Origin of the sequence: Grimontia hollisae CIP 101886 (assembly GCF_000176515.1) — a bacterium.
Lineage (GTDB): Bacteria > Pseudomonadota > Gammaproteobacteria > Enterobacterales > Vibrionaceae > Enterovibrio > Enterovibrio hollisae.
This window is the reverse complement of sequence record NZ_ADAQ01000012.1, coordinates 158,434-185,401: the sequence shown is the minus strand read 5'-3', so window position 1 is coordinate 185,401 and position 26,968 is coordinate 158,434. Positions and strand designations below refer to the sequence as shown.

Below are 26,968 nucleotides of genomic sequence, written 5' to 3'. Positions count from 1 at the left end.
AGTGAAGTTTATTATCCACCCGATGCAACTTCATCCAAGATAGACAGCACTGAACTGTCTAAATGACCGTCATAAACCTGCCGACAAACCTTACGTCGTACGGCTAAACCAGAGATCAGACGCTCAATTGACAGGTGTTTCTCCTGTTGTTGACTGTTGTAAAACTCGATTGTTTTACTCAATGTTTCATAAGAGAGAATCTCTCCATCAACACGCAGATAGTCCAGTTTGTCCATGTAAGACTGACACTCTTCGGCAATCGTCGCTGCTGGATGGCCCGTCATCGCAGACAACGCAGTAATACCACGCTGCATCGCTTCCGGAGAGGTGTATTTAGACAAAGTGATCGTCAGCTCATCGGCATTGATCTCCACCAGGTGCTTACGCAGTTTTACACGACGTCCTAACCGGCCTCCGCGTTTCTCTTTCCTCTGAATAGGCTCAAACTCACCATCAATAATCTCGGAAAGCTGATCAAGGTCTCTCTTTGGCAAGATCTCGTTGCGAAGTGGGTTTGGCATCGTCGGCGCCAAGGATCGTTTACCCTCGTTGTACGTTTTCGCACGGGAAAAACGGATCACTTCGTCGACATTGCACTTGATGTCTATGCGATAATCCGGATGCTTTTTATCATCATCTAAGCGATACAGCGTCAAGTGATAACCATACAAATTGACAGCAAACACCCCGTCAGTGATCGTTTCCTTTTTCGCCATCTTACGAAGTTCACGGATAAGATCACTCGAAAAACGCCGCCATTCGATGTTTCTCGCCATTTTCTGGTTCAGATCGCTCAATGTCATCGAATCTTCAAGACGACGTGACATACGGCTTCTGAAGAGGCTGTAGAGCTGGAATACCAGTGTATGTTGGCGCAAAATCTCTGGCGGGAACAGGAAGAAGTAGTCCCGGGTCATCAACTCTTCAAAAAAAGACGGCTCCCACACCATGATGTAGAGATTCGGTTTGATCCGGATTTCTCCATCTTCGCCTTCCCTTGGCGCTTCTTCAGAAGCCGTGATTGTGCGTGCAATAAACCGGAAACGATCACTTTTGAACCCTTCCGGCATATTTTCACTAAGCCAGCGGCCGGTGAGCTCATGGAGCTGGAAATCGGTAAACTCGATACGATCAATACTTTCCCGAATAGAATCACGCGCAGGACCACTGTCCTTCTTACCACGCAGAGACAAGATATCCGTAATATAAACCGGCGTTTTGTTGCCCACTTTCTGGGTTTGCAGCTCGTAATTTGGCAGATGGTGATCATGGTACTGCACGGTTAGAGTGAACAGGGCAAATAACGTCATCAAATCGTCCACCGTCATGATAGATTTAGACGATCGGGTTTCAATGATCGCTTTTGTGCCGCTGATCGCCACCATCGACTTCTGGTAACTTTTCTTGGTCCGCGGCGGAGCCAAGGCCTGATCAATAATACCTGCCCAGCTAGTAGGAGAGATCAGAATCTGATCCTTTTCATCTGGCATTGTGGGTGGCGTTCCCAGGCCATGTTCATGCAACAGCTGCTTATTGACATGATTCTGAGCGAGGGCTTTAGACCGTTTTTGTTTAGCAATAACTTTGGTTTTCTCTGACTGGAGTCCTGCTGAGCCCAGTACCGAAATTAACTGACTGGGATTAACAAATCGGTGCAGCATGGTTTTACCGGCTAACCCTTCTTCAAAGCGCACACCTTGTTGGGTAAAAAGGCCGATTTGAACCGCAGCACGCAGGCGCTGCTGAATGGCAGCACGGGTCAGCTGCCCGTCAGTGGCTTCAACCAATTCTGTGGTAGACACCAATCCATCTTTTGATGAGAAAGCACGCAGTGAAATCAGATTTAGCAGCTCGAGAATGCTTTTAGTGACCCCCTTGAAATGCTCATACTGGGGAAGCCAATCCACGAGATGCGCGTGAACCTCAAACAGGTGACCATCTTTGTGGGAACGTGGGGCTGTGATCAATATTTTTTCAGAGGGATTTGAGGCCATTCGCCACAGCTCCTTGTTATATCAATATGATTTCAAAATACAGATAACCGTAATTACGCCATCTTTCCGGAAAGAGTAATAGAAAAAATAAAATAAAGAAAGATCTTTTTATTGGGCTTTTTAAACTGATCTCTTTGATTTTAAGAGATCTTATTGATGATATGATCTTATGATCCAACGAAGAAAATCACCGTAAGTGGCTGATAAAGAATAAGATATTTTTATTGATTACTGGAACGATGATCAGGGTGTGCTTGGAAAGATGATCAATAACACATTGAAAGCATGATCATTGTAACGCTGAATCAATGATCATCAGATGCCCGAAAACGTGATCATCAAAGGCACAAAAGCATGATCATGGCTGTTGCACAGGTTATCCACAGCCATACTGGTAATATCATGGAAACCCCGCTCAATTTCTCAAAAAATAGTCCAATTTTAGTTGGAAAGATGATCAGGGAAATCGTATTTCAACGGTTTTGTCACTTTCTTTCGCTGTTTTAGTCCTTGTTGTGGTCAAAGATTTATCGAAATACATTCAGTTGAAATGACAACTCACGTATTTTAGCCAACCCTGAATATGTGTCCGGTCATCGAAACGATGATCAAGCTTTGCATTTGTGCATTTGGATTGGTTTTTTAAAGCGCTTTTCCTGTTTTTTATTGTGCGGAAGAGGCATGATATTTATCTTCAAGTCAGTATTCAAAAGGCATCAGCCGTAATTTATACGTCTCACATCATCGTTCCGAAGCTATCTTGTCTTTCTGTCCATGCAGACACGTCTCTTGATCATTTTTTCGGAATTTTAGGATCCAATTTACAGGATAGCTGCCCAAATCCTCATCAAAAATATGCCTTGATCATTTTTCCTTATCCATCGTTATGTTCCGTAAACATGATCAAGGATGGTCATGGCATTTACATCATTTCGGCTGGTAACCTTTCTTTCCTTGATCATGTTTCCGAAAAGATGATCAAGTGAGTTTCTTGTTATGTAGTGCTGATGTTCTCTGGTCAGGATCAGGCGTAACATTCATATCATAGTAAGTTGAAATTACACACCCCGTAATTTGTACATCACTTTTCAGTGTTCCGGGTAAAAACATCTATTTATAGGGTTTACATTGTAAAAAGGTGACGCCGTAACAGTTCAAATCTGAAATATTTCACACCGCATATGACACATAAAAATTGCACTATTTTTCACCATCTTGACATAAAGTGAGCAAGTTCTTAATTATTTTGCAGTATGTTCAGCTTTTTATTGTGTGTGATGCATTTTACTGTACAATTTGTTTTAATTTTCTTCTAAGGCGAAAAGAAAAATGAATAGGGAAAAGACAATAGAAAACCTGCAAACTATTGCAGAGCAAACCAAGCAGGTTCAGGCTGACCGTATTGAGATCGTGATGGAGGAACGTCATGACCAATTGTTTCCACCCATGTCGAAAGCATTGATGGAAACCCGCTCTGGCCTTACCCGTCGGAAACTGGATGAAGCCATCAGCCGCATGGAAGAAGCCGGCCACCAGTTCACCAAGAACAACGCGAACCACTACTCTATTACCCTTGAGGAAGCCCATCAAATTATGGAAGCGGCGAATATCCCTGCGTTTCATGAAGGTAAAGGTGCGGGTTACAAACCTTGGGTGATTAACATCCAGAACCAAAAAGGGGGGACGGGTAAATCAATGAGTGCGGTTCATATGGCGGCCTGTATGGCGTTGAACCTGGAAAAACGTTATCGCATCTGTTTGATTGACCTTGATCCCCAAGGCTCACTTCGCCTTTTTCTGAACCCGCAGATTAGTATTACCGAGCAAGAAGGTATCTATTCCGCAGTGGATGTAATGCTTGATAATACGCCGCAAACGCCTGACAAAGAATTCATGATGAAAAATGTACTGTTGCCGACACAGTACCCCAACCTGAAAACAATTGCGGCATTCCCGGAAGACGCGATGTTTAACGCTGAAGCGTGGCAGAGCCTGGCGACGAATGGTTCCCTGGACATCGTTCAATTGCTGAAAGAGAAGGTCATTGATGTGATTGCGGATGAGTTTGATATCATCATGATAGACACTGGACCGCACATTGACCCCTTGGTGTGGAATGCCATGTACGCATCCAATGCCTTGTTGATCCCGTGTGCCGCTAAACGTCTTGACTGGGCATCTACGGTCAACTTTTTCCAGCACCTTCCAACCGTTTATGAAATGTTCCCGGAAGACTGGCCGGGCTTGGAGTTTGTCCGACTGGTACCTACTATGTTTGAAGATGACAACAAAAAACAGGTGTCGGTGCTGACAGAAATGAATTACCTGTTGGGTGATCAGGTGATGATGGCGACTATTCCCCGCAGCCGTGCATTTGAAACGTGTGCTGATACCTACAGTACTGTTTTTGATCTCACCGCCCAGGACTTCGAAGGCGGTAAGAAAACTCTTTCAACAGCGCAGGAAGCGGTACATCGTGCCGGGCTGGAGCTTGAACGTGTGCTCCATAGCCATTGGTCGCAGCGAAACCAGGAGTGATAAATGGCGATTAAGACTTCAGAATTGAATGCTCGTCTTTTTGGTAAAGCAGACAAACGACGGGCGACCACCGCGCAAGAAGCACAAAAAGCTGCGTCTGAAAAAGCGGCGGTGATTGAACTTTCCGTCGCAGGTGAAGCGACGGTTGAATTTGAATTGGTGCGCGTACCTGCAGCAGACGTTGAGAAACGGACGTCCGTTTTTGCTGAAAACGCCCGTGAGCAATCGTTCCTCAACGAACTGGCGCTCCAGGACATCCTCACGACGTTAAAAGATCGTGGGCAGCAGTATCCGGCGGTGGGCCGCTGGCGGGAAGATGACAACATTGAAGTACTCGACGGCAGCCGTCGTCGTATGTCCTGTATTCTTGCTGGCCAGGATTTTCTGGTATACGTCGCGAGGGGCATTAACAGCAAGCATGCGAAGTTCTTGTCAGATGTGGCAAATGCCCATAAACCGCTGTCGCTTTACGAGCGCGGAAAGGAAATGCAGGCCATGTTAGATCGTGGCGATGTTGCTGATCAAAAAGAACTGGCAAAAGTGTGTCAGTGTAGTGAAGCCTTGGTCAGTGGCGCACTGAAAGCGGCCGCATTGCCCCTGCCCTTGCTGCAGGCTTACCCGAGTGTTGCTGAGTTAGGTCGTCCGACTATCGTTAAGCTCAATAGACTCTACTTTTCACTCACAGATGAGCAAAAAGAAGCATTGCTGGCGAAGCTGAAAGGTGCACCTGTTTGGCAATCGGTAGACGCTACCGGTGTCAGCCGTATTACCCGGGAAGTGACGTTACTTTTGGAACAATGGTGTGATGCTCTCAAGCCTGCTGCTCTCAGGCCTGAAGTTCCTGCAATTGACTTGGTTAAAGGACGTGCCAGCTATCGCCGTAAAGGCGACACAGTGGCAATAAACCTTAAAAAGCTGAGCGATGAGGATGCCGATGCGATCTTTTCTTTTATCAAATCGCGTTTGAGTCAGTGAACGCAAAAGCACGCTAAGCGCGCCCTGCCCGGGCGCGTTTTTTTATGCTCTGCTTGTAAACTACCTGATTAGTGGCTGCCCCACCCTGCTTTCCGTTATGATGACTGGGGACTTATTGATAAACGGCCACACTGTGATACACGAATCTTTCAGCTTTCTGCAAATGCTTACTGACAAAGCCCGAGATGGTTTTGTCCGCTTTCCTGTTTTTCTTTTCGGTGACGATGTATTCATCGTGCAAACGTTGGGGATGATCAATGAGATAACGGTGATCAGCGATGATTCTGAGTTTGTTGGGGCGATACCCTGGTCGCGCGCAAAGCAAATGCTGGGACAAGAAACGGGCTCGTTGGCGGTGGATATTCGTCACGTGTGGGATATAGAAAAACTGTGTGCGGCGGCAGGGTGTATTCGTGGTGGTGGGTTGCTGGTGCTGATTGCCGGTAAGGAACATCGTACCGGTCTGCGTCGTTTCGACAACCGTCTGATGCAACTCGCTAAACACCCCGCTGTTGCTATCTGTCGCCAAAACGGCGATCACGAATTCCCGTTGGGTGATGTGTGTCTGCATCAAAGCCGCCAACTTGATCCAGTAACAGGGAAAACCGTATCACAACAGCGGGCAGTGGAGGCGATTGAGCGGGTATTGCGTGGACATCGACGCCGCCCTGCACTACTGGTGGCTGATCGGGGAAGGGGAAAATCGTCAGCCATGGGCATTGCGGCGGCGGAGATTCTTCGTCACGGGACTCAAAAAATTATCGTCACTTCCCCGCGTTTCGCCAATGTTGACGCCCTTTTCTCTCATGCGAGACAGCGTGGTGCGTTGCAAGCACAAGGCAAGTTTTCACTGGTTGATGAAAGCGGGGGAAGGCTGGAGTTTATCGCGCCAGACGTCTTGCTACGTGAAAGGCCAATATGCGACTTGCTGTTGGTCGATGAAGCGGCGGCGATCCCTCTTCCTATGCTCGGTAACATAGTAAGGCACTATAGCCGCGTAGTATTTTCATCGACCGAACATGGTTATGAAGGAACGGGGCGTTCATTCAGCACGCGCTTTCGTACACTACTTGACACAGAAGCCAAAGGTTGGCGGGAAATCAGGCTCACAGAGCCAGTCAGGTGGGCGCAACAAGATCCGCTTGAACGTTGGCTCTTCGAGGCTTTTTTGTTTGATGTCGAGCCTGCTCTCCCCGCAAATACCCAAGCCTCTGTTTCATACCAGACATTAAGTCAGACTGCGCTTGCGCAAGACGAAGCCGAGTTACGACAGTTGTTTTCACTTCTGGTCACCGCCCATTACCAGACATCACCCAATGATTTGGTACAACTGCTTGATGGAGAGCATTTGGTGATACTGGGGGCCTACTGCGACGGCGTGCTTATTGGTGCTTTATTGGCGAGTATGGAGGGCGGGTTTGAACCGTCACTCGCTCAGGCTGTAGCGCGCGGTGAGCGCCGGCTAAGAGGGCACTTACTGGCTCAGAGTCTGGCCACTCATACTGGCTTGGCAGAAGTATTGGCTGAACCTATGCTTCGAATTGTTCGGCTTGCAGTGTTGCCTGAGTTCCGTCGCCAAGGGATTGCCCGTTCGCTGGTCAAATACTTTGAAGAAACTGCGTTGAAACAAGGTATTGCTGTCACAGGAACCAGTTTTGGTATCACGCCCACATTGTGGCAATTCTGGTCGAAATTGGGATACCTGCCATTGCGGCTTGGCGTTCAACGGGATGCTGCCAGCGGGACGTATTCTCTGCAGTTGGCAAAGGCCATATCGACAGCTCCGGATTGGTTTGAAGCCTTACGTGCTCTTTTTTATCTTAATCTTGAGCATCAACTTCCGGAACAGTTTGCCGATATGGACAGTGATCTGGTCGCTTTGTTGCTGACAGGAAGTCCCAAGGCTGTTTCCATCGATGAAAATGCTATGAACCAAGTGTCCCTTTTTGCTGACGGAAAGCTGGGTTACGATTTAGTCACAGGCAGTTTGTGGCAATGGTTTATTCATCTGCTTGCCACAGTTCCTATCCAGGATGAAACTGATAACGTGTGTACACTTATGGTTGCCAAGTTGCTGCAACGTCAATCTTGGGAGCGTGTCGCAAAGCATTTTGGTTTTCGGGGAAGAAAAGATACGGAAATGGCAATACGGGATTGGATCCAACATCAACTGACAAAATAAGGATAACAGATGAAATTTGTCGTCGATACACATACCCATACTGTGGCCAGTGGTCATGCTTACAGTACTATCATCGAAAACGCCCAGGTGGCTAAGTCAGTTGGTTTGAGCCACCTCTGTATCACTGACCATGCGAGTACCATGCCTGGTGCGCCGCACTATTGGCACTTTGTTAATCAGAAGGTGATTCCTGATACCTTGTGCGGCGTACATATTTTACGTGGTGTTGAGGCAAATATCATGGATGTACAAGGTGAACTTGATATGCCCTGCTATGTTTACGCCAAGATGGAGTGGGTTAACGCGAGTTTGCATGAAGCCGTCTTCCGCCCGGAAAACAAAGACATTCATACCCGAGCGATGATTGGCGCGATTGCCTCTCAACTTGTCGATGCTATCGCCCATCCTGGAAACCCTTCCTATCCTATTGATGCTGAGGCAGTGGTTGATGCGGCAGTAACGCATGGTGTTGCCATAGAGCTGAACAATTCTTCATTGAACGGTTCCAGACAAGGGAGCGAATCTTATTGCGAGAAAATCGCGGTATTAGCCAAAGAGAAGGGGGCTTGGATAACAACAGGATCGGATGCGCATTTTTGCCATGATATCGGTAATTTTGCCAGTGTGGCTGAGTTGATCCAGCGTGTTGGACTCTCTCAAGATCAGGTCATTACCAGCGATTCATCCTTGTTTGACGCTTTTCAAAAGAAGCGTTTTGGTATTCGTTGTAAACGTGTTGCTGAAATGATGGGGGACGTTTAGATTTACACTGTAAATGTGGCGGGGTGCCAGCCTCAAGTTCATGTGCTTTTATCTAACATTCAATACAGCCAATGCATTGAAACATAAATATACTTCATGGTTACGTTTGCATTTTTTACTGATACTGGTGTTCGCTAATTTCAAATAAAAGTAGCCAGTCATTAAACGTCAGTATTCCGGTTTCGCCATCATGCGTAACATTAATAACGGGGCTGGCTAAAGATTATCAAAGCGTCACTTCGGGAAGGAACCTTAGCGGTGCGGGAGGCGGTGAAATGAATGATTATGATAAACTCTGCGACATCCTGATCGAAAAGTCAGGGGGGGAGAGTCAATGCCAACGTTTTCAGGAGCGTGTTGAATTAGGCAGCGGCGGTATTCTCGCCCGTCTTTATGTGGTGACGCCACCTTTAGATCATGATTGCGAAGACAATGATTTTGGTTATCCTGTCATTATTCGTGATATTAGCCGCAGTGGAATGGGGTTGTTAGCCACAGATGAGATTGATCTTGATGTCAGCTATAGCTTGAAAGTGGTTGATCTTCCCTCACTTAAAGGCTCTCTTATCTATCGGAATGTTGAGCTTGATGGCAAGTTAAGATACGGCTTCAGCCTTAATGAGTGGCTATCAGATGAAAGCCACAACAAGTTATCTGTTTAACCTTGATATAGGTAACTTCCTGATTTAAAAGCGCACTGCCTTGATGTGCGTTTTTGTTCTCGCCAAACGTCGATGATTCTTTCATGACAAGGCAGCATATCAGCCAAAACTCTCTATAATTCATTTATATGACACAAGTATCTTAAATGAGTCAAAGGTCAGTAATTTAATGCGATCTGATTCTAACTTGGGTATCGAGGTATTTCTGTCAACGTGTTTCATCTAGGTAGAATGCGAGTGTGACGTTCGTTCGTATTTTTAGTGTATTTGTTTAGGGGATTACATGCTGCAACAGCTTTTGCGGCTGTCAAATGATGGTCGTAGGGTATACATGACTGTGGTACCTAAGGCAGACCAATATGCCCCCAACATTGAAAAAAAGCACATTATTGATTGGCTGGTAGGACATAAGGTTGCTAGCTTTTTTCGCTTTGAAGAAACCATTGAAGCAGTGCTTGATAAGATCAATGCTTCCAACGATGAATGGAAGGGGGAGCCAGATGATGTCGTTGTCGCCGAGCGTCGTGACGCCAGTGTCAGCGCACGCTTTGATGACGAAAAAATGACGGCATTCCTTCGGGTTAATGGTGCATGTGGCGGTGAGCCTATTAAAGGCAATGATCTTCTCTCGGCGCTCAAAAGTGCACAAATTGTACGTGGTGTAAAGAAACAAACCCTGCAAAAGCTACTGACTGCGTCTGCACGTCTCAAGCCCGGTGAATACCTGGAAGTACCTATCGCAAACGGTAAATGGCCCATCCCGGGTGATGACTCCAAGCTTGCTTATCTGGTTCAAGACAGTAAATCTCGCATATTACGTCCCCAGGAAAGGGAAGATGGTACCGTCGATATGCGCGATCTCGGTAAAATGATCACGGTACAGGAAGGTCAACCCATTGCAAAACGAATTCCTCCTACCAAAGGCATTGAGGGGTTTCGTGTAAGCGGCGAAATCCTGCCAACGACGCCCGGCAATGACCTTCCTCTGAAACTGTATCCGGGGAGTAAGTTCAGTAATAACGATGAGAACGTGATTGTTGCAGAAGTCGCGGGATTACCCATCCTTCATCCTGACGGTGTTGAAGTAGACAATGCATTATGTATGAAATCAGTAACGGTAGCGACAGGGCATGTGGATTTTGAAGGCAGTGTCATTATCAACGGCGATGTAAATGCGGGAATGAAAGTTAATGCCACGGGATCTATCACTGTCGGCGGTGTCGTCGAGTCTGCCAATCTGGTGGCGGGCGGCGACATTATTATTCATAACGGTATTCTTGGCAGGCAGGTACAGAGCGAGAAAGAGATCACCACCAGCCTGAAGTCAAATGGGTCTGTGGTCGCAAAGTTTGCCCAATATGCAAAAATAGAAGCCAAAGGGGATATCACCATCAGTCAGCATGCGATGCATTGCCGCACCTTTACTGAAAGCAACCTGATAGTGTGTGATGACAACAAACGCACTGGTGCGTTGACCGGCGGAACGCATGTGGCGCATTGTTGTGTGAAGGTGTTAACCCTGGGGGCGGCTTCTGGCGTCCATACTTACGTTCACGCATTTACTGGGCTCAGTGATTTGATGTCGCAGACATTAAACCTGTCCAAGGAGCTGGATCACGAGCATGAACAGCTGATGAAAGTTAAAGATGCTGAAATGAAGCTGTTACAACAACCAGCAAACAAACGTCCTGATGAACTGATAGAACGTCTCGCCTGGACAAAAACGCACCACTTTGAACGTATTGCTGACATCAAAGCCAAGATAGAAAACAGTTCGTCAGAGCTTAGCACCCTTTATGGGCGTTATTTTATTGAAGTCTATAAAAACAGTTTTCCGGGGGTGTACTGCCAGATAGGAGAGACATCAATCAACCTGGTGGATGAGTACGGTCCTTGCAAGCTGGTCACCGATGGCAAGGAAATTAAAATTGAGTTGTCATAGCCGATATCTCAGACGCGCTGGTATCCCATTTTGTCCGCCTAACGTTTTAGCACTATTTACACTGTAAAATTGTGTAGCCTGAAAAGCACTTAATGGTGTCTTTTCGTTTCTAACCCACTTTTTGGACCTTGCCATCTTTCAAAGCCTGAAGCACTGCAAGTTTAGGCCCATCAGCCACTATGTTGCCTTGTTCCACCACGATAATTCTGTCCACGACATCCAACATGCCAGTTTTATGGGTGTTAATGATCAGGGTTTCATCCCGGCGCAAGGATGATAGTTGTTGTTTAATGTATTGTTCAGAACGGTTGTCCATTGCACTGGTTGGTTCATCCAACAGCAAGACAGGAGGACGGCCTAGCATAGCGCGTGCAATCGCGATAGATTGGCGCTGACCACCGGAAAGTTGATTTCCCCCTTCACCAACCTGACGTTCAAGACCCGCCGGGTCTCGCTGGGTGAAGGTCGTAACACCTGAACGGTTGGCTGCATCCAGGATGTCTCTATCATCCGCCAACGGTCGTCCTAGGGTAATGTTATCGCGAATCGAGCCGAAGAAAAGCACGGGGTCTTGTGGTACGCAGCCTATACTACGCCGTATATCGATGTTATGGATTTGGCTGATATCGGTATCATCGATACGTACTGAGCCCGCTGTGGGGTGATACAGGCCCATTAATAAGCGACTAAGCGTTGTTTTCCCTGAACCAATCCGGCCGATGATAGCAACCTTCTCTCCCGGAAGGATGGTGAAAGAGATATCACGTAACGCGGCGATATCTGAATTTGGATAATGAAAGTTAACGCGGTCAAATTCAATTTTCCCGCGGATAATCGGACGGTGAATGTAGCGCTTTCCCTCTTCCTGCTCGGAAGGCATATCCATCAGCTGGCTGATGATCGTCATCGCTGATTTGGCCTGGTTATAGCGGGTTGATAGCAACGACAACTGAACCATGGGGCCTACTGCACGTGAGCTTAACATGGTGGCGGCAATCAGGCCGCCCATTGATAAGTCACCGGCAGAAATCAGGTACACCCCAAAGACAATCATTGAAACATTAACAAACTGCTGGATAAAGCCAGCAGCATTTTGGACGGAGTCTGTCAGGCGACGGGTTTTGATCCCCCAGTTGGCCATATGGGCCACAGCTTCTTCCCAGCGGTACTGGAACTGGCTTTCAGCGCCGAACAGTTTGATGGTTTCAAGGCCAGTAAGACTTTCAATCAGGTTGGCATTTTTCTGCGAAGAAAGCCGCGAGCCTTCTTCGATGGTATGACGTAATGGTTTTTGGATAAGGGCGGCATGGAGCATCAGAAGCAGTACCGCCATAATAGGAACAATTACCAAAGGTCCAGCGACAATCCAGATAATAAGCAGGAAAAAGAAGGCAAAGGGCAGGTCAATCAGCGTGGAAACAGAAGCAGAAGTAAAGAAGTCGCGTATCGACTCGAATTCCTGCATGTGGCGGGCAAAGGCCCCCACGGACGGTGGCCGGGCTTCCATGCGAATACCCATGACTTTTTCAAAAATACGGGAAGAGATGAGAAGATCGGATTTCTTTCCTGAGATATCGATAAAGTAGCTTCGCAGCATCTTAAGCACTAAATCAAAAAGAAAGATAACAAACACCCCAGTGGCGAGCACCCAGAGTGAATCGAACGCCAGGTTTGGCACAATTTTGTCGTAAACAATCCGGGAAAAAAGGGGAGTGGCAATCGCAAATGCGTTGATAAAAATTGAGGCAATCAGCACGTCGCGATAAATAGAACGTGACTCCCAGAGTGTGCTCCAAAACCAGTGGCCCTGACGTTCTTTAAGAATTTCCGGTGAACGTTCATCATACCGGAACTGCTTTTTCAGCAAGAAGACTCTGCCTAAGTAGTCATCTTCGAGATCGTCAATCTTGCGAGCTACCGGTGAGGTGTCCGTCAGTGGCTCGACGACTTCTGCTTCACCGGTCTCATGGTCAATGCTTAGCAACACGCAAGCCTGGTTGTCTTTCAGCAACAAAATGCAGGGGCAAAGCATCGGTGACAGGGAGCCTAACGTTTGGCGACTCTCTTTGGCATCGATACCAGCCCTTTCCGCCGCTCGCCGGAACAGAAACGGGGAGAGATAACCATCAGAAATCGGCAGGCCGGAGATCAAAGCATCTGGCGAGTTGGATTGACCGAAGTATCGGCTGACATACACCAGAGATTGCAGCAAGGGGTCTTTAACCATGATTGTCTGATTTCTTTTCGAAGATAAAGCCCTGGAAGCCATTCACAAACAACTCTGAAAGCTTGTTTAGCTGCGCTTCCGTTTCTACGCGTGTTGCGATAGTCGTGATATTCAGGTTATGTGCCGTACGACATATTGAGGCTAGCACATGGCTTTGCGACTCGTCGTTTAGATTGCTGGTGTAAGCAAAATCGATCTTGACATAGGAAGGCTTGAATTTATTGAGATAATCAAGCGACTGGAAGTTGCGGCCATAGTTGTCAACACCAAAACCAAAGCGAAAGCGGTGTGCCTGCTCGGTCAGCAAGCTGACGTGATCAGGGAAACGGACAAAGACACCTTCGGGGATTTCAAAAAACAGGCGACCTGCCATGTTGCGGTGTTTTTGCATTGTGGTGGTCAACCAGCGGATAAACGAGGGGTTGGTGACACTGTTTTGGGTCAGGTTAACGGCCAATGGTCCAAGGTCCGGATCGTCAGTCAGGCGCTCAATCATGTTGCTGACAACATAGCGGTCGAACGATTCGCCCAACTCCAATTGTTCTACCGCGCCAAGGAAATGGGCTGCACCATAATACTGTCCGCCTTTTTCAATGGCAGAGAACACTTCCTGATGGATAACGGCCTGGTCGCTGCTGGATGCGGGCTGAAACTTAAATGTGAACCAGTCGTGCGCCATGGCATCCAGAATCAGCGCCTTCCACTGCTGTTTGCCCATTGATGCATCATTCTCGGTCTGGTCAATCAGGAAGATAGGATGATTTGGCGTATTGCGTGCCTGAGTCAGCGCATTGTCTGCTTGTGACAACAAAGCACTTGCATCGCGGTTGTCAACACTGTTCACGGCAAGGCCAATGGCGACTTTCGGTGGGCTGATCCCCATGGGGTCATGTTGCATGTCATTGACAATGGCCATCACACTCTCACCAATGATTTGCAGATCTTCCCCGGTACCGTTGGGTGCGAGAATCACGAATTCGTCTTTAGAGATCCGAGAAGCCGTGCAATCGGCATCGGTCAGCGTAGTGTTGAGTTTCTTGGCAAACTGGCCTACCAATGCATCACCCTGGGTGAAGCCCTGATTGCGATAGGTATCGGTGATCAGGTCGACTTTCACCATCACCAGACCGCCGATACCGGACTCCGACAACCAGGATTTGAGTTGGCCAATAAAAAAACTGCGGTTTCCGAGGCCCGAGACGGTATCGCGGTACGCATGTTCACGAAGCCTGTCGGCTTCTTTGGCTTGCTGCTCAAAATAGGCTTCAAGCTGGCTGCTCATCTGGTTAATGGCCCGGACGACTGTTTTTAGCTCAGTGGTCGGAGGCAGTGGAATCGGTTCGCCAAATTTGTTGCGGGCGATGTCTTTGGCACGGCTGGTGATGGTTTTTAGGGGACGCAGAGATCGACTGAGTTGCAACGCAATCACAAACATAGCGATGACAAAAAGAATACCAATCCAGACACTGAGCTGGATGGTGGATCGCCACATCTGTTGATAGGCATATCCTGGATGAGAAACAACGTGGACTTCAGCCAGCTGTAGCCAACCACTGGTGAAAGTGCGCTCTTCTTCGATGGAAGGAAACAGATCAAGGCGGGTGTACCAATCGGGCACCCCTTCTACGTGTATTGGGTATTTGCGAATAATCTCGCTGCCATCCGAGAGCATTCTCAGGCGCACTTCCTGGTAAAAGCCGCCATCAAACAGGGCATTGATAACCGATTCAACAGCCACTTTATCGCCATCCTCAAGATAAGGTGCGAGAGCAAGACCCATCGAGTTGATTGTGTTGTTCACCTCAGCCGATTGCTGAGTCAGCAGAAAATTACGTGTGGTGTTTAGCTCAATGCCTGTCACTGCCAGTATCAGCAGGAAGAATATTGCTAACATCCATGTAAATAATTGCCGGTATAAAGTCATAGACGTTTACCCATCATAGTTTTTGATCGGTTTGTTCAGCTTCACAGTTCCCATTCGTGTCCGGAGATCGTTCCACAATCCCAGACGCGAAGATTTACCTGCAAGTTCACCTTTACCGCGTTCTTTCATGAGCCATAGCCTGCTACCGTTAAAGCTGTATACAGGGAGCAGATCTTGCCGTTTTGAGGCCTTTTTTATCTCAGGATCCAAGTTGTCCAACAGTACAGGTTCGGAGGAAGGGGTGGGGTAATAGGCCACGACCATATGGAACTGGTTGAGTTTGATGGCCTTGACGTAGACAAGACGCAGCTTTTTATCGTCGATACCAAGCTCGCGCAGGGTGAAGTATTTCGCGATGCTAAAATCTTCACAATCTCCTGCCGCGCTGCCAAGAAACTCCAGCGGTGTGGCCCAGTAGTCCTTCTTTCCCCATAAGTCGATATCATCGACAAAGTAGAGCTGATTGAAAAAGTTGTTAACTACAGCAAGCTTTTCCCGTTCAGACAAAGCCGCCGATTGTGCAACAAGGTTTCGCCATGTTGCGACGCGTTTTCCCGCTCTTTCACCATAAAAGGCTGCTACTTTGTTGACCCACTGGGTGTCAGTACTCCCTAGTGCAAGCGTGACAATCGATGGCAACAGGAAGATGAAAAACAAGGCAGCCCGCTTGCGCATCAGGCGACCTCAGTCATCATTGTTCCCGCTGGGTAAAGATGGTCCATGCTTCCTTGATATCCCCTTTAAATCCTTTGACGCGACCGACCACGCGGCGGTTCACAAACTGCGTGGTTTCCGTGTTGTCGGCCAGCATGAGATCGCCTTCACCCAGACCTATTAGGGTGAGACGGTCGATTGGAACGCCTTTCTCTATCAGGTGTGCCTGGACTGCTTTGGCACGTTGGATGGACAAGTTCTGGTTGTAATCATCTGACCCCGGAGAGCTTGTATGTCCTTGAAGTTCTAGAAAGGTTTCGGGATAAAGCTTAAGGAATCCAGCCATTTTGTCCAGTGCTTCACGGTAAGCAGGTTCCACAATTGCAGAGTCGTTTGCAAACTGGATCCTCAGTGAGTTGTTACTTTCAAGTAAAAGATAGGTTGGACATCCATCATTATCGATAACGGCTTCTTGCGGTGTGTTATCACACAAGTCGCGGGCGTTGATCACGCCATCGCTGTCTGCGTCAAACAGATCGGAACGTTGCTCAGCCAGGGGAGGCTCGTCAGCGGAGAGGGAGCAGCCGCCAAGCACAATCAGAATGCTGCTGATAAGCAAAACGTGTTTCATGGGTTAACCTTCTTTCTCAATGACAGGGTGTAGCCATTCATCAGGTATATCAACCCGCAGGGCATCCAACAGGGTGCCCATGCTGTTGAGTACTCGATATTTGGCCGTAATATTAGCGTAGTAGGCATTAAGGAATGCTCGCCTTGCTTCGAACAGCTCGTTTTCGGTATTGAGCAGGTCTAACAGGGTGCGGCGCCCGATCCTGAACTGTTTTTCGTAGGCAATCACAGTTTCAGATGCGGCATCTACATGTTGTGCAAGGTATGTCTTTTGTTGTTCGGTTAGCTGGTACGCGCTCCATGAAAGGCGCGTACTTTCCCCTAAAAGGCGAGAAGCGTTGCCGAATATTTCTTTCGACTTACTGAGTTGGTGGGCGCTGCGACGGGTATTGGCAGCATCTGTGCCGCCATTATAGAGGTTGAAACGAAGGCGTAACATGGCATTGAATTCGTTGACCTCTTCATTGATCCCCTCTGATTCATCTCGCCAGTTCTGGCTCGCTTCAAAAGACAGGGTGGGGTACATATTTCCTTTGTTCTGGCGATACTGGGCTCGCGCTGCATCAATATCATAGGTGGCAAGCTTGAGTACTGGGTTGGTGGAAAAGGCCACTTCCATTGCTTCTGCCTGAGTTTGTGGCAGATATAGCGCGTCCACCTCAGGGTCGACCGGATCCTTGATGTCGACACCGACAAGTCGCATAAATGCTGTCTTTGCGTCATCCAGGTTGCTGCGTGCGGCTAACATGTTACTTACTGACCGGGCAACACGTGCCTGCACCTGTGACAGATCGGCGGTTGAACCAATGCCAGATTCAGCACGGCGAGTAATGTCAGCCAGTATCTTTTCGTGTATTTCGACATTGGCTTCTGAGAGTGACAGTAGTTGCTGGGCCAGCAACACTGCAACGTAGGCCTCGGTCACTGCCAGAGATTTGTTTTGTGCATCCGAGAGTAACTGATAGCGCTGGGCTTCGGCTTCAAACTCGGTACGGTCGATATTGTCACTGGTTTTACCATCCCAGATAAGCTGTGTCAGGCTGATACTGGCTTCGCGGGGATTGAATTCTTTGTCACTGCTCGCCTGTGTGGCACTGTTGTCGATACGGTCGAAACCTATACCTGCATTCAGGTTCACGTCGGGCAGGTAATCTCCCACGGCAGCTTCAATGTCTTCACGGTTGCTCATGAAATCATTAAAGGCACTTTTCAGTTCAGGATCGTTGGCAATGGTTGTCATTACCGCCTGTTCGACAGACATGGACCACGCTGGCGTGCAGAGTGAGCTTATTGTTGAAGCGATTAAGAGCTTTTTCCATTTCAAAACACATCCCCCTATACAAGGCAGTAGTGAGCGCAATTATTTTTATATTCAGCCTGATGGTGTGGCTTTTATTGGGTGCTTTATTCCCTGAGTGCAGATTTTTGCGCCTGCAATATCGGTTTTAACAAATAATCTAATACACTCCGTTTTCCGGTAATGATGTCGGTGGACGCCGTCATCCCCGGAATAATCGGCAGTTCCTCTCCTTCACCCAAGTTGTTGGATTCGGTGCGTATTTTTACAAGATAGAAGCTATTTCCTTCTTCGTCCTGAATAGTATCGGCACTGATGGTTTCCAGAATGCCTGTCAGGCCGCCATATACCGTAAAGTCATAGGCACTGAACTTGACGATGGCTTCAAGACCGGGGCGCAGGAAAGCGATATCCTGCGGGGCAATTTTTGCCTCAATGAGCAGGTTGTCTTCACTCGGCACGATTTCGACCAGATCCATTCCCGGCTGGATAACGCCTCCTACCGTGTTGACGTGCAGTTTTTTGATAGTGCCGTTTACCGGACTGACAACGACAGTACGCTCTACACGGTCTGCCAGCGTGACACGGGTTTCCGTCATGGCCAACAGCTTGTCTTCGACATCACTGAGGCGTTCTTGCTGCTCAGCTCGGAACTTCAGGGCCACATCGATGTGTTTGAATACCGCCTCTTGCAGCGAGGAAGTGATAGAAGGAAGGGAAAGCTCGGCGGAAGAAAGTTCTCGCTGGGTATCGTTAACCTGACGCTGCAGTTTGAGCAGATCAATCTGTGGCACCACGCCCTCATCAGCCAGGGGTTTGGTGATGCTATATTCCTCATGGGCAAACCTATAACTCTGACGAAGGTTTTGAACTCTTGCCTCCACCTCGATAAGCTCCTGTTCTTTTTGGCGGATTTGCTGGGCGGTGACAGAGAGCTGGTTTTGCAGGTTGTTGAGTTTGTCTCGGTACTCGGCGCGCTGGCGAGCGACCACTGCACGGTGTTCCTCTTGGAATTCCGGTGTAAAGACCAGTTCATTGCGTTGAATGGTTACGGCCTCTTGCCAGTTTTCTACGCCGGTTTCTGGGTTGACTACCACAGACTCTACCAGTGATTGGAGTTTGACGGCATCGCCCTGCAGACTGGTCAGTTCCTGTACCCGCTCACGAAAGTCAGAGCGGAACATGGTGTCATCTATCAGCAGCAGTTGCTGACCTTCTTCTACGGTATCGCCTTCATGTACGAGAAGTTTCTTGATCAGGCCACCCTCAAGATTCTGAACGACCTGCAATTGGGAAGAAGGGATAACTTTTCCCTGGCCTACCGTGACCTTGTCGAGTTCAGCAAAGGCAGCCCAAACCGCAGTTACTATGATGAACAGGGCTATTACCCACAGCAGGATCCGGGTGCTTTTCGGCGTAGAAAGCAGCAGCGCAGCAGTTTTATCATCGATATAATCTAGGTGCTCACTGGCGGGCAGTGTTGAGCTCGGTTTATTGGTTTTTATCATTGTTATGCCGATTAAAAAATAAAAGTCAGACAAAAGAGGTTGCAGGCAAAAAATGGGTACAGCCTCAAATAAAAGAGTAGTTTATCTATTAGATTCTCACTAATCGGAAGCAGTGTATAAGGGTGAGCCAGCGCCTGTTTCTCAAGAAAGAGAAACCGTGATTATTCTGGCGGTTAGGCGTGATGCGGGTTGGCGCTGAAGCAAAACGTTAAAATGTGGTGCCAACAACTCAAAAAAGTGATACGGGCCGTTTTCAATGCGCTTCAGCGCCGGAGGGTGGGGAAGAAGATGGATGGTTACCCTTTGAAACTTTCTTTATCTAGATGGTGTTTTTTTAGTTTTTCATATAGGGTCTTTCGGGCGAGCCCCAATTCTGCCTGTACTTCCTTTAACATGCCATTGTGGCGGTTGAGCGCATCAAACAGAATAGCCCTTTCTACCTTTTGGATCCGTTCGGCTAAGGTATCGTGGGCTTTTTCGTGGGATTCACCATCGTCACCGGTCAGGCTTTGCTCACCCATCAGTACCCATCGCTCGGCATAGGCGCGAAGCTCACGGATATTACCTTTCCAAGGATGCTGTAATAGTCTTTCTTTGTGATCTCTGTTCATCACGGGGGGGGCAACACCAAACCGTGACGCGGTGGTGCGAACGAAATTCTGGCACAAGGTGATCACATCGTCATCGCGCTCCCGCAGTGGGGGGAACAAGAGTGTCGTGCCAGACAGCGCTTGGTAAAGCGCGCAGTCAAAGCGGCCAAGACGGACACTGGCGGCCAAATCCACCCGTGTTGAGGCAATGATTCTGGGGCGGTTTTCTGTGCCAATCAGTGTAGCCAGCTTTTCTTGCACTGCCGGAGGGAGTGCTTCAATGCCATCAATAAACAATGTGCCTTTCCCTGCTGCAGCAATCTTGCTGTTTTTGTAACTGGGTAAAGAAGCATAAGCGTGCTGCTCGGAGCCAAACAGTTCCATTGCGATGAGGGCTTCAGGGATTCGGCGGCACTTGATGGCGACGAAAGGTTCATCCTGTCGGGAGCCTTGATCGTGGAGAAAGCGGGCTGCCATTTCTTTGCCTGTTCCACGTTCACCTTGAAACAGGACATCATCATTCAGATCTTTGAGATGGAACAGAGTACGCCTGAGCTGTTTTACAGCGTCAGCATTGCCCAGAATACGCGGTCCCGGAGCACTTTGGGTTTCAAGCTGGCGCTTCAGTTCACGGTTTTCCATCACTAGCTGCCGCTTTTCCACACCGCGTCTGAGAACGTCAAGCAGGGTGTCTGTCGAGAAGGGCTTTTCTAAAAAATCGTATGCGCCCTGTCGTATTGCGGCGACAGCGGTCGAAATGTCGCCATGACCGGTTAGCATCACGATGGAAAGTTCAGAATCCACGGCCAGCGCCTTTTGTAAAAAAGTCATGCCGTCCATTTGTGGCATGTTGATATCTGAAATAATCACGCCTTCAAAGGCATTGCTGAGTTGATCCAGTGCGTCTATCGCGGATGCAAAAGCGCGGGATTGAAAGCCTTCAATATCAAGGGTCTGGCTCAGCGCATCCCGGATGGTGCGCTCGTCGTCAATGATCCAGATTTCAGGCGTCATTGTGAGATATCTCCATTGTAAAGGCGTTTTAGCGTGACAGTGAATTCAGCACCGCCTGTTGAGTGGTCACTGATTTGAAGGCTGCCGTCGAACCCTTCCACAATCCGGCGGCAAATGGTCAGACCCAATCCCAGGCCCTCTTTTTTGGTGGTGTAGAAGGGGGAAAATATCTGCTTTTTGGTGTCGTTATCAATCCCCGGGCCGTTATCCCAGACATGGATAGAGACGCGGTCGAGGAAAGTTTCCACTTTGATGCCAATCTCAGGGGACGGGATATTGACCACTGCTTGTGCGGCGTTGTTGAGAAGGTTGAGGATTACCTGTTCAAGCTGCACCGTATCGATGTTAACCACCAAGCCCTTTTCGGGCATATGGCAGGCGACCTGAATCCCTTTCTTGATAAAGCTGGCTGCCGACAGTTTCAACGACGCGGTGATTGCGTCATCGACGGATGCCCGGGTTTTACCTTCGAGGTTCTGTTTTCTGGCAAAGATTTTAAACCGTGCGACGATATCGGCAATCATGCTAATGAGGTCATTGAGGGTGGTCAGGTTTGCGCTGACAGCGTCATACCGCTCCTTCTCCATCAACTTAATGCTGTTTTCGGTATAGGTCCGCATTGCTGCTAACGGCTGGTTAATTTCATGGTTGATGCTGGCAGAGAGCTCGCCAAGCATAGCGAGCTTAGCCGCCTGTATCAGCTCACTTTCTGTTTGGCGAAGCGCTTTTTGCGTTTCTTCATATTGCCGGATACTCTGGCGTAGTTTGGTGTTGGTGTCTTCAAGGCTGGCAGTGCGGGAGGCCACTTTCTGCTCAAGTACATCATTCAGGCGTGCCAACTTGCGCTGGGTTTTCAAGGTTTGTAGCCACGCTGTGATCACCAACACCAGCAGGGCATAAAATGTGGAAAAAAGTAGCATAGATTGTACCACCACTGGCCATGCCTGCCGAGTAGGGGTAAAACCGTAAATACGCCAGCCAGCATCACCCAAATCGGTGTTGGAGACCAGCATATGCTCCCGGCCTTTGTCCGATAATCCAAGGCCAAGGGCTTCCTGCGATTCGATCGCATCCAGAGAACGGTATGCAGTCAAGCTGCTTAGCGAGGAATCGCCATAGCGACGGGATGCACGGATGGTGTCTTTTTGAAGGTCTGAGAGAATAGAGAGCGACTGGTAGAGCCATTCATCTCGTGAGCTGTAAAACACCACACCAAGTGGATCGGCAATCAGATAGTCGAACGTTTGTTGATCCCAGATACGGTCGATGATCGACAGATCCACTTTTAAAGCCAGTACCCCAGAAATCTCGTTGTCATCCCACACCGGGTAGGAAAAGTAATAACCCCGTTTATCAGACACCACCCCCAATGCGTAGTAACGTCCTTTTTTCCCTTCCATTGCTTGCTGGAAGTACGGACGATAATGGTAGCTGTGACCAGTAAAGCTTTGTGGGTCATCGGCATTACTGGCTGCGAGGGTAAGCCCGTTTTTGTCCATCAAGTACAAGACATCGCTGTTCAGACGGGTATTCCAGTTCATTAAAAGCTGGTTAGTTTCTCGCAATAACCGCTCACTTTCCGGCACGCGTAAAAGGCGTTTGAGACGGGGGTCGGCAGAGAGGACCACAGGAATTTCACTGTAGCGGCCAAGTTCTGCGGAAAGCTTTTCCTGCAATTGGTAGACATCTGATTCAATGTCTGCGGTAAACCGTTGTTCAACCGAAGAATAGGTAAAGGTCGCGACCAGGGTTGTCAGCAACAGACCGATAGCGGTGACAGTTAAAACAAAATGACGTCGGCGCATAGCTTCCCTGTTAAAAGGTATCGTGCTGTTCCGGGATAGTTTTCAGACGTAACCGGTTGATGCGTATCACAGCAACCGTTTCTAGAGTCTGGAAATTCGCTTGAGAAAAGACGCACGCCACATCACAATGGCGTAAAAACGTATTCGGAGCACCACAATGGATTTGTATGATATTCGCAGAGAATATAACCAAGGCGGTTTGAGACGCAAAGACCTGCCTGAAAACCCGGTTCAATTCTTTGAACATTGGCTCAAACAAGCCATTGAGGCAAAGCTGCCAGACCCCACCGCGATGACGGTCGCAACGGTGGATGAAAAAGGCCAGCCTTTTCAGCGCATCGTGTTGTTAAAGCACGTCGATAATGATGGGTTTGTTTTTTACACCAATCTGGGGAGTCGTAAGGCCAGACAGCTTGCCCATAATGCCTGTGTCAGTCTTCATTTCCCCTGGCACCCACTGGAGCGTCAGGTGCACATTACAGGTAAAGCGGAAAAGCTCAGTAAAAGGGAAGTGATGAAATACTTCCTGTCCCGTCCCAAGGAAAGCCAGTTGGCGGCCTGGGCGAGCCGTCAGAGTGAGCGAATTACTGCCCGCTCCGCGCTGGAAAGCAAATATAGGGAGCTGAAGCAGCAGTTTGATAAGGGGGAAGTGCCGATACCCACGTTTTGGGGGGGCTTTCGCGTTAAACCCGACTCATTTGAATTCTGGCAAGGTGGCGAACACCGTCTGCATGACCGTTTTGTGTTCCAGAATGAACAAAACGGCAAATGGGATATCGAACGTCTGGCACCTTGAATGGCATCTGGCTGGACAAGATAAGCAGCGGTTTGGGCGCTGCTTTTTTGTCTTTGTCCTTTCATGCGTTAGTCTGACAAGATCAGGGTAAGTTGCTGTTTAAGTAGGGAAGCCGGTATCTTGCAGCCAACACCGCTTTCCAGCGCCTTATCAACCAGTTCCGTTTTTGTTGCTGCTCCGAGCTTGATACGGAGATTGGCAAAATGGTTTTCTATGGTTTTTACTGATACACCCAGTGCATGGGCGATAAATTGAGGTTTTTTGCCAAAGAGATGAAAAAACAACACCTCTGATTCGCGGGGTGAAAGTGATATTTCTCCTTTTTCCCCGTCGGTGATGAAAGGCATTGCTGAAAATGTCCCAGCTGCTTTACAGATCCACTGACCGACTTCGAGCATCGGGTTTTGATCCAGGGGCTGACCATGAAAGATCGTTCCCAATACCTCCCCTTTCTCTCCATACCAAGGCACTTTAGTGAACACATGTGCTTGCCAACGCCCATCGGGATAGGGGTGGATATTGAGCACCCGCATATACCGGCCGCTGTCCATCACTCTTTTGTCCTGCTGACGGAACTGTATCGCGTATTCAGCCAGTTTCCCCGGCATATGTTCATCGGATTTACCGATGAGTTCTTCTGGGGTTTTGGCGCCAAGCAGTTTGGCATAGGCGTAGTTGAGGTAAACAAAACGTGATTCGGTATCTTTACATCCCCAGCAGCCTGGTAATTGTTCAAACAGGGAGATCAATATAGGGGGCAGGAGGGATATATGATTCATTTCCGTGGCGATACGATACTTAAATTACATTGTATTGTAAGTAAACTGATATGAGATTAAAAGCATATTAATCATAAGGATATACGAGGGTCAGTTGACCTTTGGTGATGATTTTTGCAGCAGTTTGTGGGGATTTTATGCAAGGATATGAAAAAAAACCGGCTCACTCAGGAGCCGGTGAAAACAAGATCTCACTCGTATTGAGTAGTTTCCTGTACGACGTGTAGAAGAGGCCATCTGATGCTGTATCTGAGGGTAGTAACACAGCACCGGATGGTGTCACCGAGGTAAATTATCAGTGATAAAACAGAGGTATACTGCAATACACACTGTTCAGGCCCCACTATAACCATCGACTAGAAATTCGGGCAGGGGGGAAATGCACTAGTTCAGTGTTAATTGACAATTTTGTTTGTTAAAAGCGAACTCGCTCGCGTTTTTCCTGCATGATCGGGCTTTTGCCACCATGGTGATAAAGGACACTGTTATTGGTATGAAAAAACCCGCAAAGCGGGTTTTTAGGGACAAGCAAAGGCGTAAGTCTAGATATTTCGGACGACGCGGAAGCCGAGATAATTGGCACTGAGGTCCGATTGCAGTTCAAGGCGTTCTGCCACACGGGCACTGCTGGGAGAGAAACTCCAGGCACCGCCACGTGCTACAGGTGTCTGGCTTTCTGCCCACTCCCAGACATTTCCTGCGGTGTCATAGATACCATAAGGGTTTGCAGGAAAGCTGGCGACTGGTGAGGTGCTTTTGTTTGACCAGGCAGTACCGCTCCATCCGGTATTTGCATTGCCGACACCGATGTCGTTTCCCCACCAAAAATCAGACTCGCTACCTGCACGGGCAGCGACTTCCCACTGTACTTCGGTAGGCAGGGTATAATCAAAGCCCGTTTGGGTGCTCAGCCATTTGGAATAAGCCTGAGCATCGTCTTTGGTGATGCATACCACAGGCGCATTGTCAGACTGTTTAAAACCTGGGTTGCGCCAGTGATGGTTCAGCAATTGTTTAGGTTCGCCATTGATCAGTGATATACAGCCTTGGCCTTCTTCTGCATCAGTCACGTAACCGGTTGCCGCGACAAACTCGCTAAATTGCTTCACTGTTACCGGCGTTGCAGCAATAGAGTAGGGTTGGTTGACCATGACAGGTTTTTTGGCTTCAAATCCTACTCGGTACTGACCTGCGCCAATCACCACCATTTGGGGGGCCTGACGGTTATTAGCAAGTTTGTCAGCGAATTGCTTTCCCGGCTTCGGGCGGTTCTCCTGTTCACGAAGGTTTGCCCAGATAACCGAGTCTTTATTCATGTACATCTGGCGGCTGTATGGCTCAAAGCCGTGTTTTTCAACCGTTAATTGGTGCTGACCTGCTGGCAACATAATTTCAACCGGTGTCGAACCGTAAGTTACGCCGTTGATGGTGACATTGTCTTCATAACGGTTGGAGCGTATTTTTACGTTTACCCAGCGTTTTGCTTTTTGTTTAGGGGCTGCTTTGGCTGCGTTAAAAGAGTTGTCGACACAATAACGCTCTGCGAAATCCAGCAATTTACATGCAGCGTTCTCATCAGGCTTACTGCGCATTTCCGCCTGCATACGGGTGATGTAACGATTGCTGCCGCTAAAGCCACTGTCAACGATGTTGCTGTTCATCACGTGAATGTTGAATGATACACGGTTGGCATGCAGTTTCGCTGTGGTTGATTCGGTGACTTTATCCAGGATCTGGGATTGGAAGGTATTTACCGCTTTTTGCATTGTCAGGGTTTTCCCCTGGTTTGCACAAGCAGCCAGCGTCATCGAGTCACTACAGGTAATGGTGTGTACCACTTCAATGGTGTCTGCAAACGTCAGCTCCTGACGAAGGCGTTTAACCCGTGCTTCTTTTTTTGCTTCTTGCAGGTTTTCCAGTGCACTCACCAACTGTTGTTTCTGGCGATTTTCGCCTTCTACAATACGTTGCTGCTCAGCAATGGCCTGATCATTTTCCAGTGTGATAGACTGATTTTCTTTCACTGCATTCCAGGCAGCTTGGTAATCATCTTTATATTGGGTAAGGTCGATGTCTGGATTGTCGAGTAAGCGGCGGAATTGTTCATCTAGGCGTTCTTGTGCCATGTTCCGCTTTTTCTCTAACTCAATGGCTTTGGTTGCCAGAGTTTCACGCTCTGATAATAAAGCATCCAGCTTATTTCGTTGCGTTTGGAGGTTTTCAGCGTGAACGCTAATTTCACTTCGTTTATCGGCTAGCTTCTGTTCCAGTGCAATGACAGGATCGTCAGTTGCTGCATTGGCTTCATTGGCAAGCGATTGACTACTAAGAAGTATCGGCGATAACGCGAGAACTAACGCGGTGATGCGATTACTTTTCATATGTCCCTTGCTTATTTTCAGAAATCATAAACACCGGCCTTGTGCCAAGATATTTATACAGTTTGCAACTTCCTGACAAACTCGGTATTTATTTGCTTTGTCCCAGTTTGCTAGATTAACACGTAAATGCCAATTATCTTGCTTATGATACTAATTATTTGACGTTTATCGTCATTATTCAACGCATATCTTTTGATTGATAACTCGATAAATTTTAGCTTCTTTCTTTGTTTTAGAAAATATTTTGTAGCAAAAGTGGTTACTCGATAAAAATAACGTATTATTGACACCTTTAATTGCAATTCGTC

Annotated in this window: 18 protein-coding genes; 7 read left to right on the top strand and 11 right to left on the bottom strand. The window is 48.1% G+C overall.

Translation table 11 applies throughout. From position 1 onward, the window contains the following. Window positions 1–11: 11 nt before the first annotated feature. Entirely contained in the window at window positions 12–1,994 is a 1,983-nt protein-coding gene (locus VHA_RS11945) for a replication initiator protein RctB domain-containing protein (protein WP_005504654.1), read from the bottom strand. A 1,329-nt stretch (window positions 1,995–3,323) separates the two neighbouring features. On the opposite strand from VHA_RS11945, the gene VHA_RS11940 reads away from it, so the two are divergent. The 6 genes from VHA_RS11940 (at window position 3,324) to VHA_RS11915 (ending at window position 11,055) form a co-directional block, all read left to right on the top strand. Continuing rightward, complete coding sequence (locus VHA_RS11940; protein ID WP_005504650.1) at window positions 3,324–4,532, top strand: AAA family ATPase; 1,209 nt, start codon at window positions 3,324–3,326, stop codon at window positions 4,530–4,532. A gap of 3 nt (window positions 4,533–4,535) precedes the next feature. Continuing rightward, window positions 4,536–5,507 (top strand): ParB/RepB/Spo0J family partition protein, encoded by a 972-nt coding sequence (locus tag VHA_RS11935; protein ID WP_005504648.1) that lies wholly within the window; start codon window positions 4,536–4,538, stop codon window positions 5,505–5,507. A 97-nt stretch (window positions 5,508–5,604) separates the two neighbouring features. Then, complete coding sequence (locus tag VHA_RS11930; RefSeq protein ID WP_005504646.1) at window positions 5,605–7,689, top strand: GNAT family N-acetyltransferase; 2,085 nt, start codon at window positions 5,605–5,607, stop codon at window positions 7,687–7,689. Window positions 7,690–7,698: 9 nt separating this feature from the next. Next, window positions 7,699–8,451: a phosphatase gene (locus VHA_RS11925; protein ID WP_005504644.1), complete on the top strand. Its 753-nt coding sequence runs from the start codon at window positions 7,699–7,701 to the stop codon at window positions 8,449–8,451. 275 nt (window positions 8,452–8,726) lie between these two features. Beyond that, entirely contained in the window at window positions 8,727–9,113 is a 387-nt protein-coding gene (locus VHA_RS11920; RefSeq protein WP_005504642.1) for a hypothetical protein, read from the top strand. Between the two features lie 283 nt (window positions 9,114–9,396). Next, complete coding sequence (locus VHA_RS11915; protein WP_040528843.1) at window positions 9,397–11,055, top strand: flagellar assembly protein A; 1,659 nt, start codon at window positions 9,397–9,399, stop codon at window positions 11,053–11,055. A 109-nt stretch (window positions 11,056–11,164) separates the two neighbouring features. Here VHA_RS11915 and VHA_RS11910 read toward each other — a convergent pair whose 3' ends face one another. From VHA_RS11910 to VHA_RS11875, 8 genes are all read right to left on the bottom strand, one after another. After that, on the bottom strand, window positions 11,165–13,282 hold the full coding sequence (locus tag VHA_RS11910) for a type I secretion system permease/ATPase (protein WP_005504637.1): 2,118 nt from the start codon (window positions 13,280–13,282) through the stop codon (window positions 11,165–11,167). Then, entirely contained in the window at window positions 13,275–15,206 is a 1,932-nt protein-coding gene (locus VHA_RS11905) for a bifunctional diguanylate cyclase/phosphodiesterase (RefSeq protein WP_040528841.1), read from the bottom strand. The genes VHA_RS11910 and VHA_RS11905 overlap by 8 nt, the downstream gene beginning before the upstream one ends. A gap of 6 nt (window positions 15,207–15,212) precedes the next feature. Then, window positions 15,213–15,881 (bottom strand): transglutaminase-like cysteine peptidase, encoded by a 669-nt coding sequence (locus VHA_RS11900; protein WP_005504633.1) that lies wholly within the window; start codon window positions 15,879–15,881, stop codon window positions 15,213–15,215. 16 nt (window positions 15,882–15,897) lie between these two features. Next, on the bottom strand, window positions 15,898–16,491 hold the full coding sequence (locus VHA_RS11895; protein WP_005504629.1) for an OmpA family protein: 594 nt from the start codon (window positions 16,489–16,491) through the stop codon (window positions 15,898–15,900). 3 nt (window positions 16,492–16,494) lie between these two features. After that, a complete protein-coding gene (locus VHA_RS11890) occupies window positions 16,495–17,814 on the bottom strand; it encodes a TolC family outer membrane protein (RefSeq protein WP_040528839.1) in 1,320 nt (439 codons plus the stop codon). An 80-nt stretch (window positions 17,815–17,894) separates the two neighbouring features. Next, on the bottom strand, window positions 17,895–19,295 hold the full coding sequence (locus VHA_RS11885; protein ID WP_005504624.1) for an HlyD family type I secretion periplasmic adaptor subunit: 1,401 nt from the start codon (window positions 19,293–19,295) through the stop codon (window positions 17,895–17,897). A 296-nt stretch (window positions 19,296–19,591) separates the two neighbouring features. Further along, complete coding sequence (locus tag VHA_RS11880; RefSeq protein WP_005504622.1) at window positions 19,592–20,899, bottom strand: sigma-54-dependent transcriptional regulator; 1,308 nt, start codon at window positions 20,897–20,899, stop codon at window positions 19,592–19,594. Further along, window positions 20,896–22,704 (bottom strand): sensor histidine kinase, encoded by a 1,809-nt coding sequence (locus VHA_RS11875; RefSeq protein WP_005504620.1) that lies wholly within the window; start codon window positions 22,702–22,704, stop codon window positions 20,896–20,898. The genes VHA_RS11880 and VHA_RS11875 overlap by 4 nt, the downstream gene beginning before the upstream one ends. 157 nt (window positions 22,705–22,861) lie before the next feature. Here VHA_RS11875 and pdxH point away from each other — a divergent pair, with 157 nt between their 5' ends. Continuing rightward, the gene (gene pdxH, locus VHA_RS11870) at window positions 22,862–23,500 is read left to right on the top strand and encodes a pyridoxamine 5'-phosphate oxidase (protein ID WP_005504618.1); all 639 of its coding nucleotides are present in this window, start codon (window positions 22,862–22,864) and stop codon (window positions 23,498–23,500) included. Window positions 23,501–23,568: 68 nt separating this feature from the next. Here the strand turns inward: pdxH and VHA_RS11865 are convergent, their stop codons facing one another. Continuing rightward, on the bottom strand, window positions 23,569–24,279 hold the full coding sequence (locus VHA_RS11865; RefSeq protein ID WP_040528837.1) for a helix-turn-helix transcriptional regulator: 711 nt from the start codon (window positions 24,277–24,279) through the stop codon (window positions 23,569–23,571). 542 nt (window positions 24,280–24,821) lie between these two features. Continuing rightward, on the bottom strand, window positions 24,822–26,660 hold the full coding sequence (locus tag VHA_RS11860) for an SUMF1/EgtB/PvdO family nonheme iron enzyme (RefSeq protein ID WP_005504613.1): 1,839 nt from the start codon (window positions 26,658–26,660) through the stop codon (window positions 24,822–24,824). Window positions 26,661–26,968: the final 308 nt, after the last annotated feature.

Bases quoted from the DNA above. Each gene is read 5' to 3' on its own strand.
- VHA_RS11945 (WP_005504654.1), bottom strand. From the start codon at position 1,994: ATGGCCTCAAATCCCTCTGAAAAAATATTGATCACAGCCCCACGTTCC.
- VHA_RS11940 (WP_005504650.1), top strand. From the start codon at position 3,324: ATGAATAGGGAAAAGACAATAGAAAACCTGCAAACTATTGCAGAGCAA.
- VHA_RS11935 (WP_005504648.1), top strand. From the start codon at position 4,536: ATGGCGATTAAGACTTCAGAATTGAATGCTCGTCTTTTTGGTAAAGCA.
- VHA_RS11930 (WP_005504646.1), top strand. From the start codon at position 5,605: ATGATGACTGGGGACTTATTGATAAACGGCCACACTGTGATACACGAA.
- VHA_RS11925 (WP_005504644.1), top strand. From the start codon at position 7,699: ATGAAATTTGTCGTCGATACACATACCCATACTGTGGCCAGTGGTCAT.
- VHA_RS11920 (WP_005504642.1), top strand. From the start codon at position 8,727: ATGAATGATTATGATAAACTCTGCGACATCCTGATCGAAAAGTCAGGG.
- VHA_RS11915 (WP_040528843.1), top strand. From the start codon at position 9,397: ATGCTGCAACAGCTTTTGCGGCTGTCAAATGATGGTCGTAGGGTATAC.
- VHA_RS11910 (WP_005504637.1), bottom strand. From the start codon at position 13,282: ATGGTTAAAGACCCCTTGCTGCAATCTCTGGTGTATGTCAGCCGATAC.
- VHA_RS11905 (WP_040528841.1), bottom strand. From the start codon at position 15,206: ATGACTTTATACCGGCAATTATTTACATGGATGTTAGCAATATTCTTC.
- VHA_RS11900 (WP_005504633.1), bottom strand. From the start codon at position 15,881: ATGCGCAAGCGGGCTGCCTTGTTTTTCATCTTCCTGTTGCCATCGATT.
- VHA_RS11895 (WP_005504629.1), bottom strand. From the start codon at position 16,491: ATGAAACACGTTTTGCTTATCAGCAGCATTCTGATTGTGCTTGGCGGC.
- VHA_RS11885 (WP_005504624.1), bottom strand. From the start codon at position 19,295: ATGATAAAAACCAATAAACCGAGCTCAACACTGCCCGCCAGTGAGCAC.
- VHA_RS11880 (WP_005504622.1), bottom strand. From the start codon at position 20,899: ATGACGCCTGAAATCTGGATCATTGACGACGAGCGCACCATCCGGGAT.
- VHA_RS11875 (WP_005504620.1), bottom strand. From the start codon at position 22,704: ATGCGCCGACGTCATTTTGTTTTAACTGTCACCGCTATCGGTCTGTTG.
- pdxH (WP_005504618.1), top strand. From the start codon at position 22,862: ATGGATTTGTATGATATTCGCAGAGAATATAACCAAGGCGGTTTGAGA.
- VHA_RS11865 (WP_040528837.1), bottom strand. From the start codon at position 24,279: ATGAATCATATATCCCTCCTGCCCCCTATATTGATCTCCCTGTTTGAA.
- VHA_RS11860 (WP_005504613.1), bottom strand. From the start codon at position 26,660: ATGAAAAGTAATCGCATCACCGCGTTAGTTCTCGCGTTATCGCCGATA.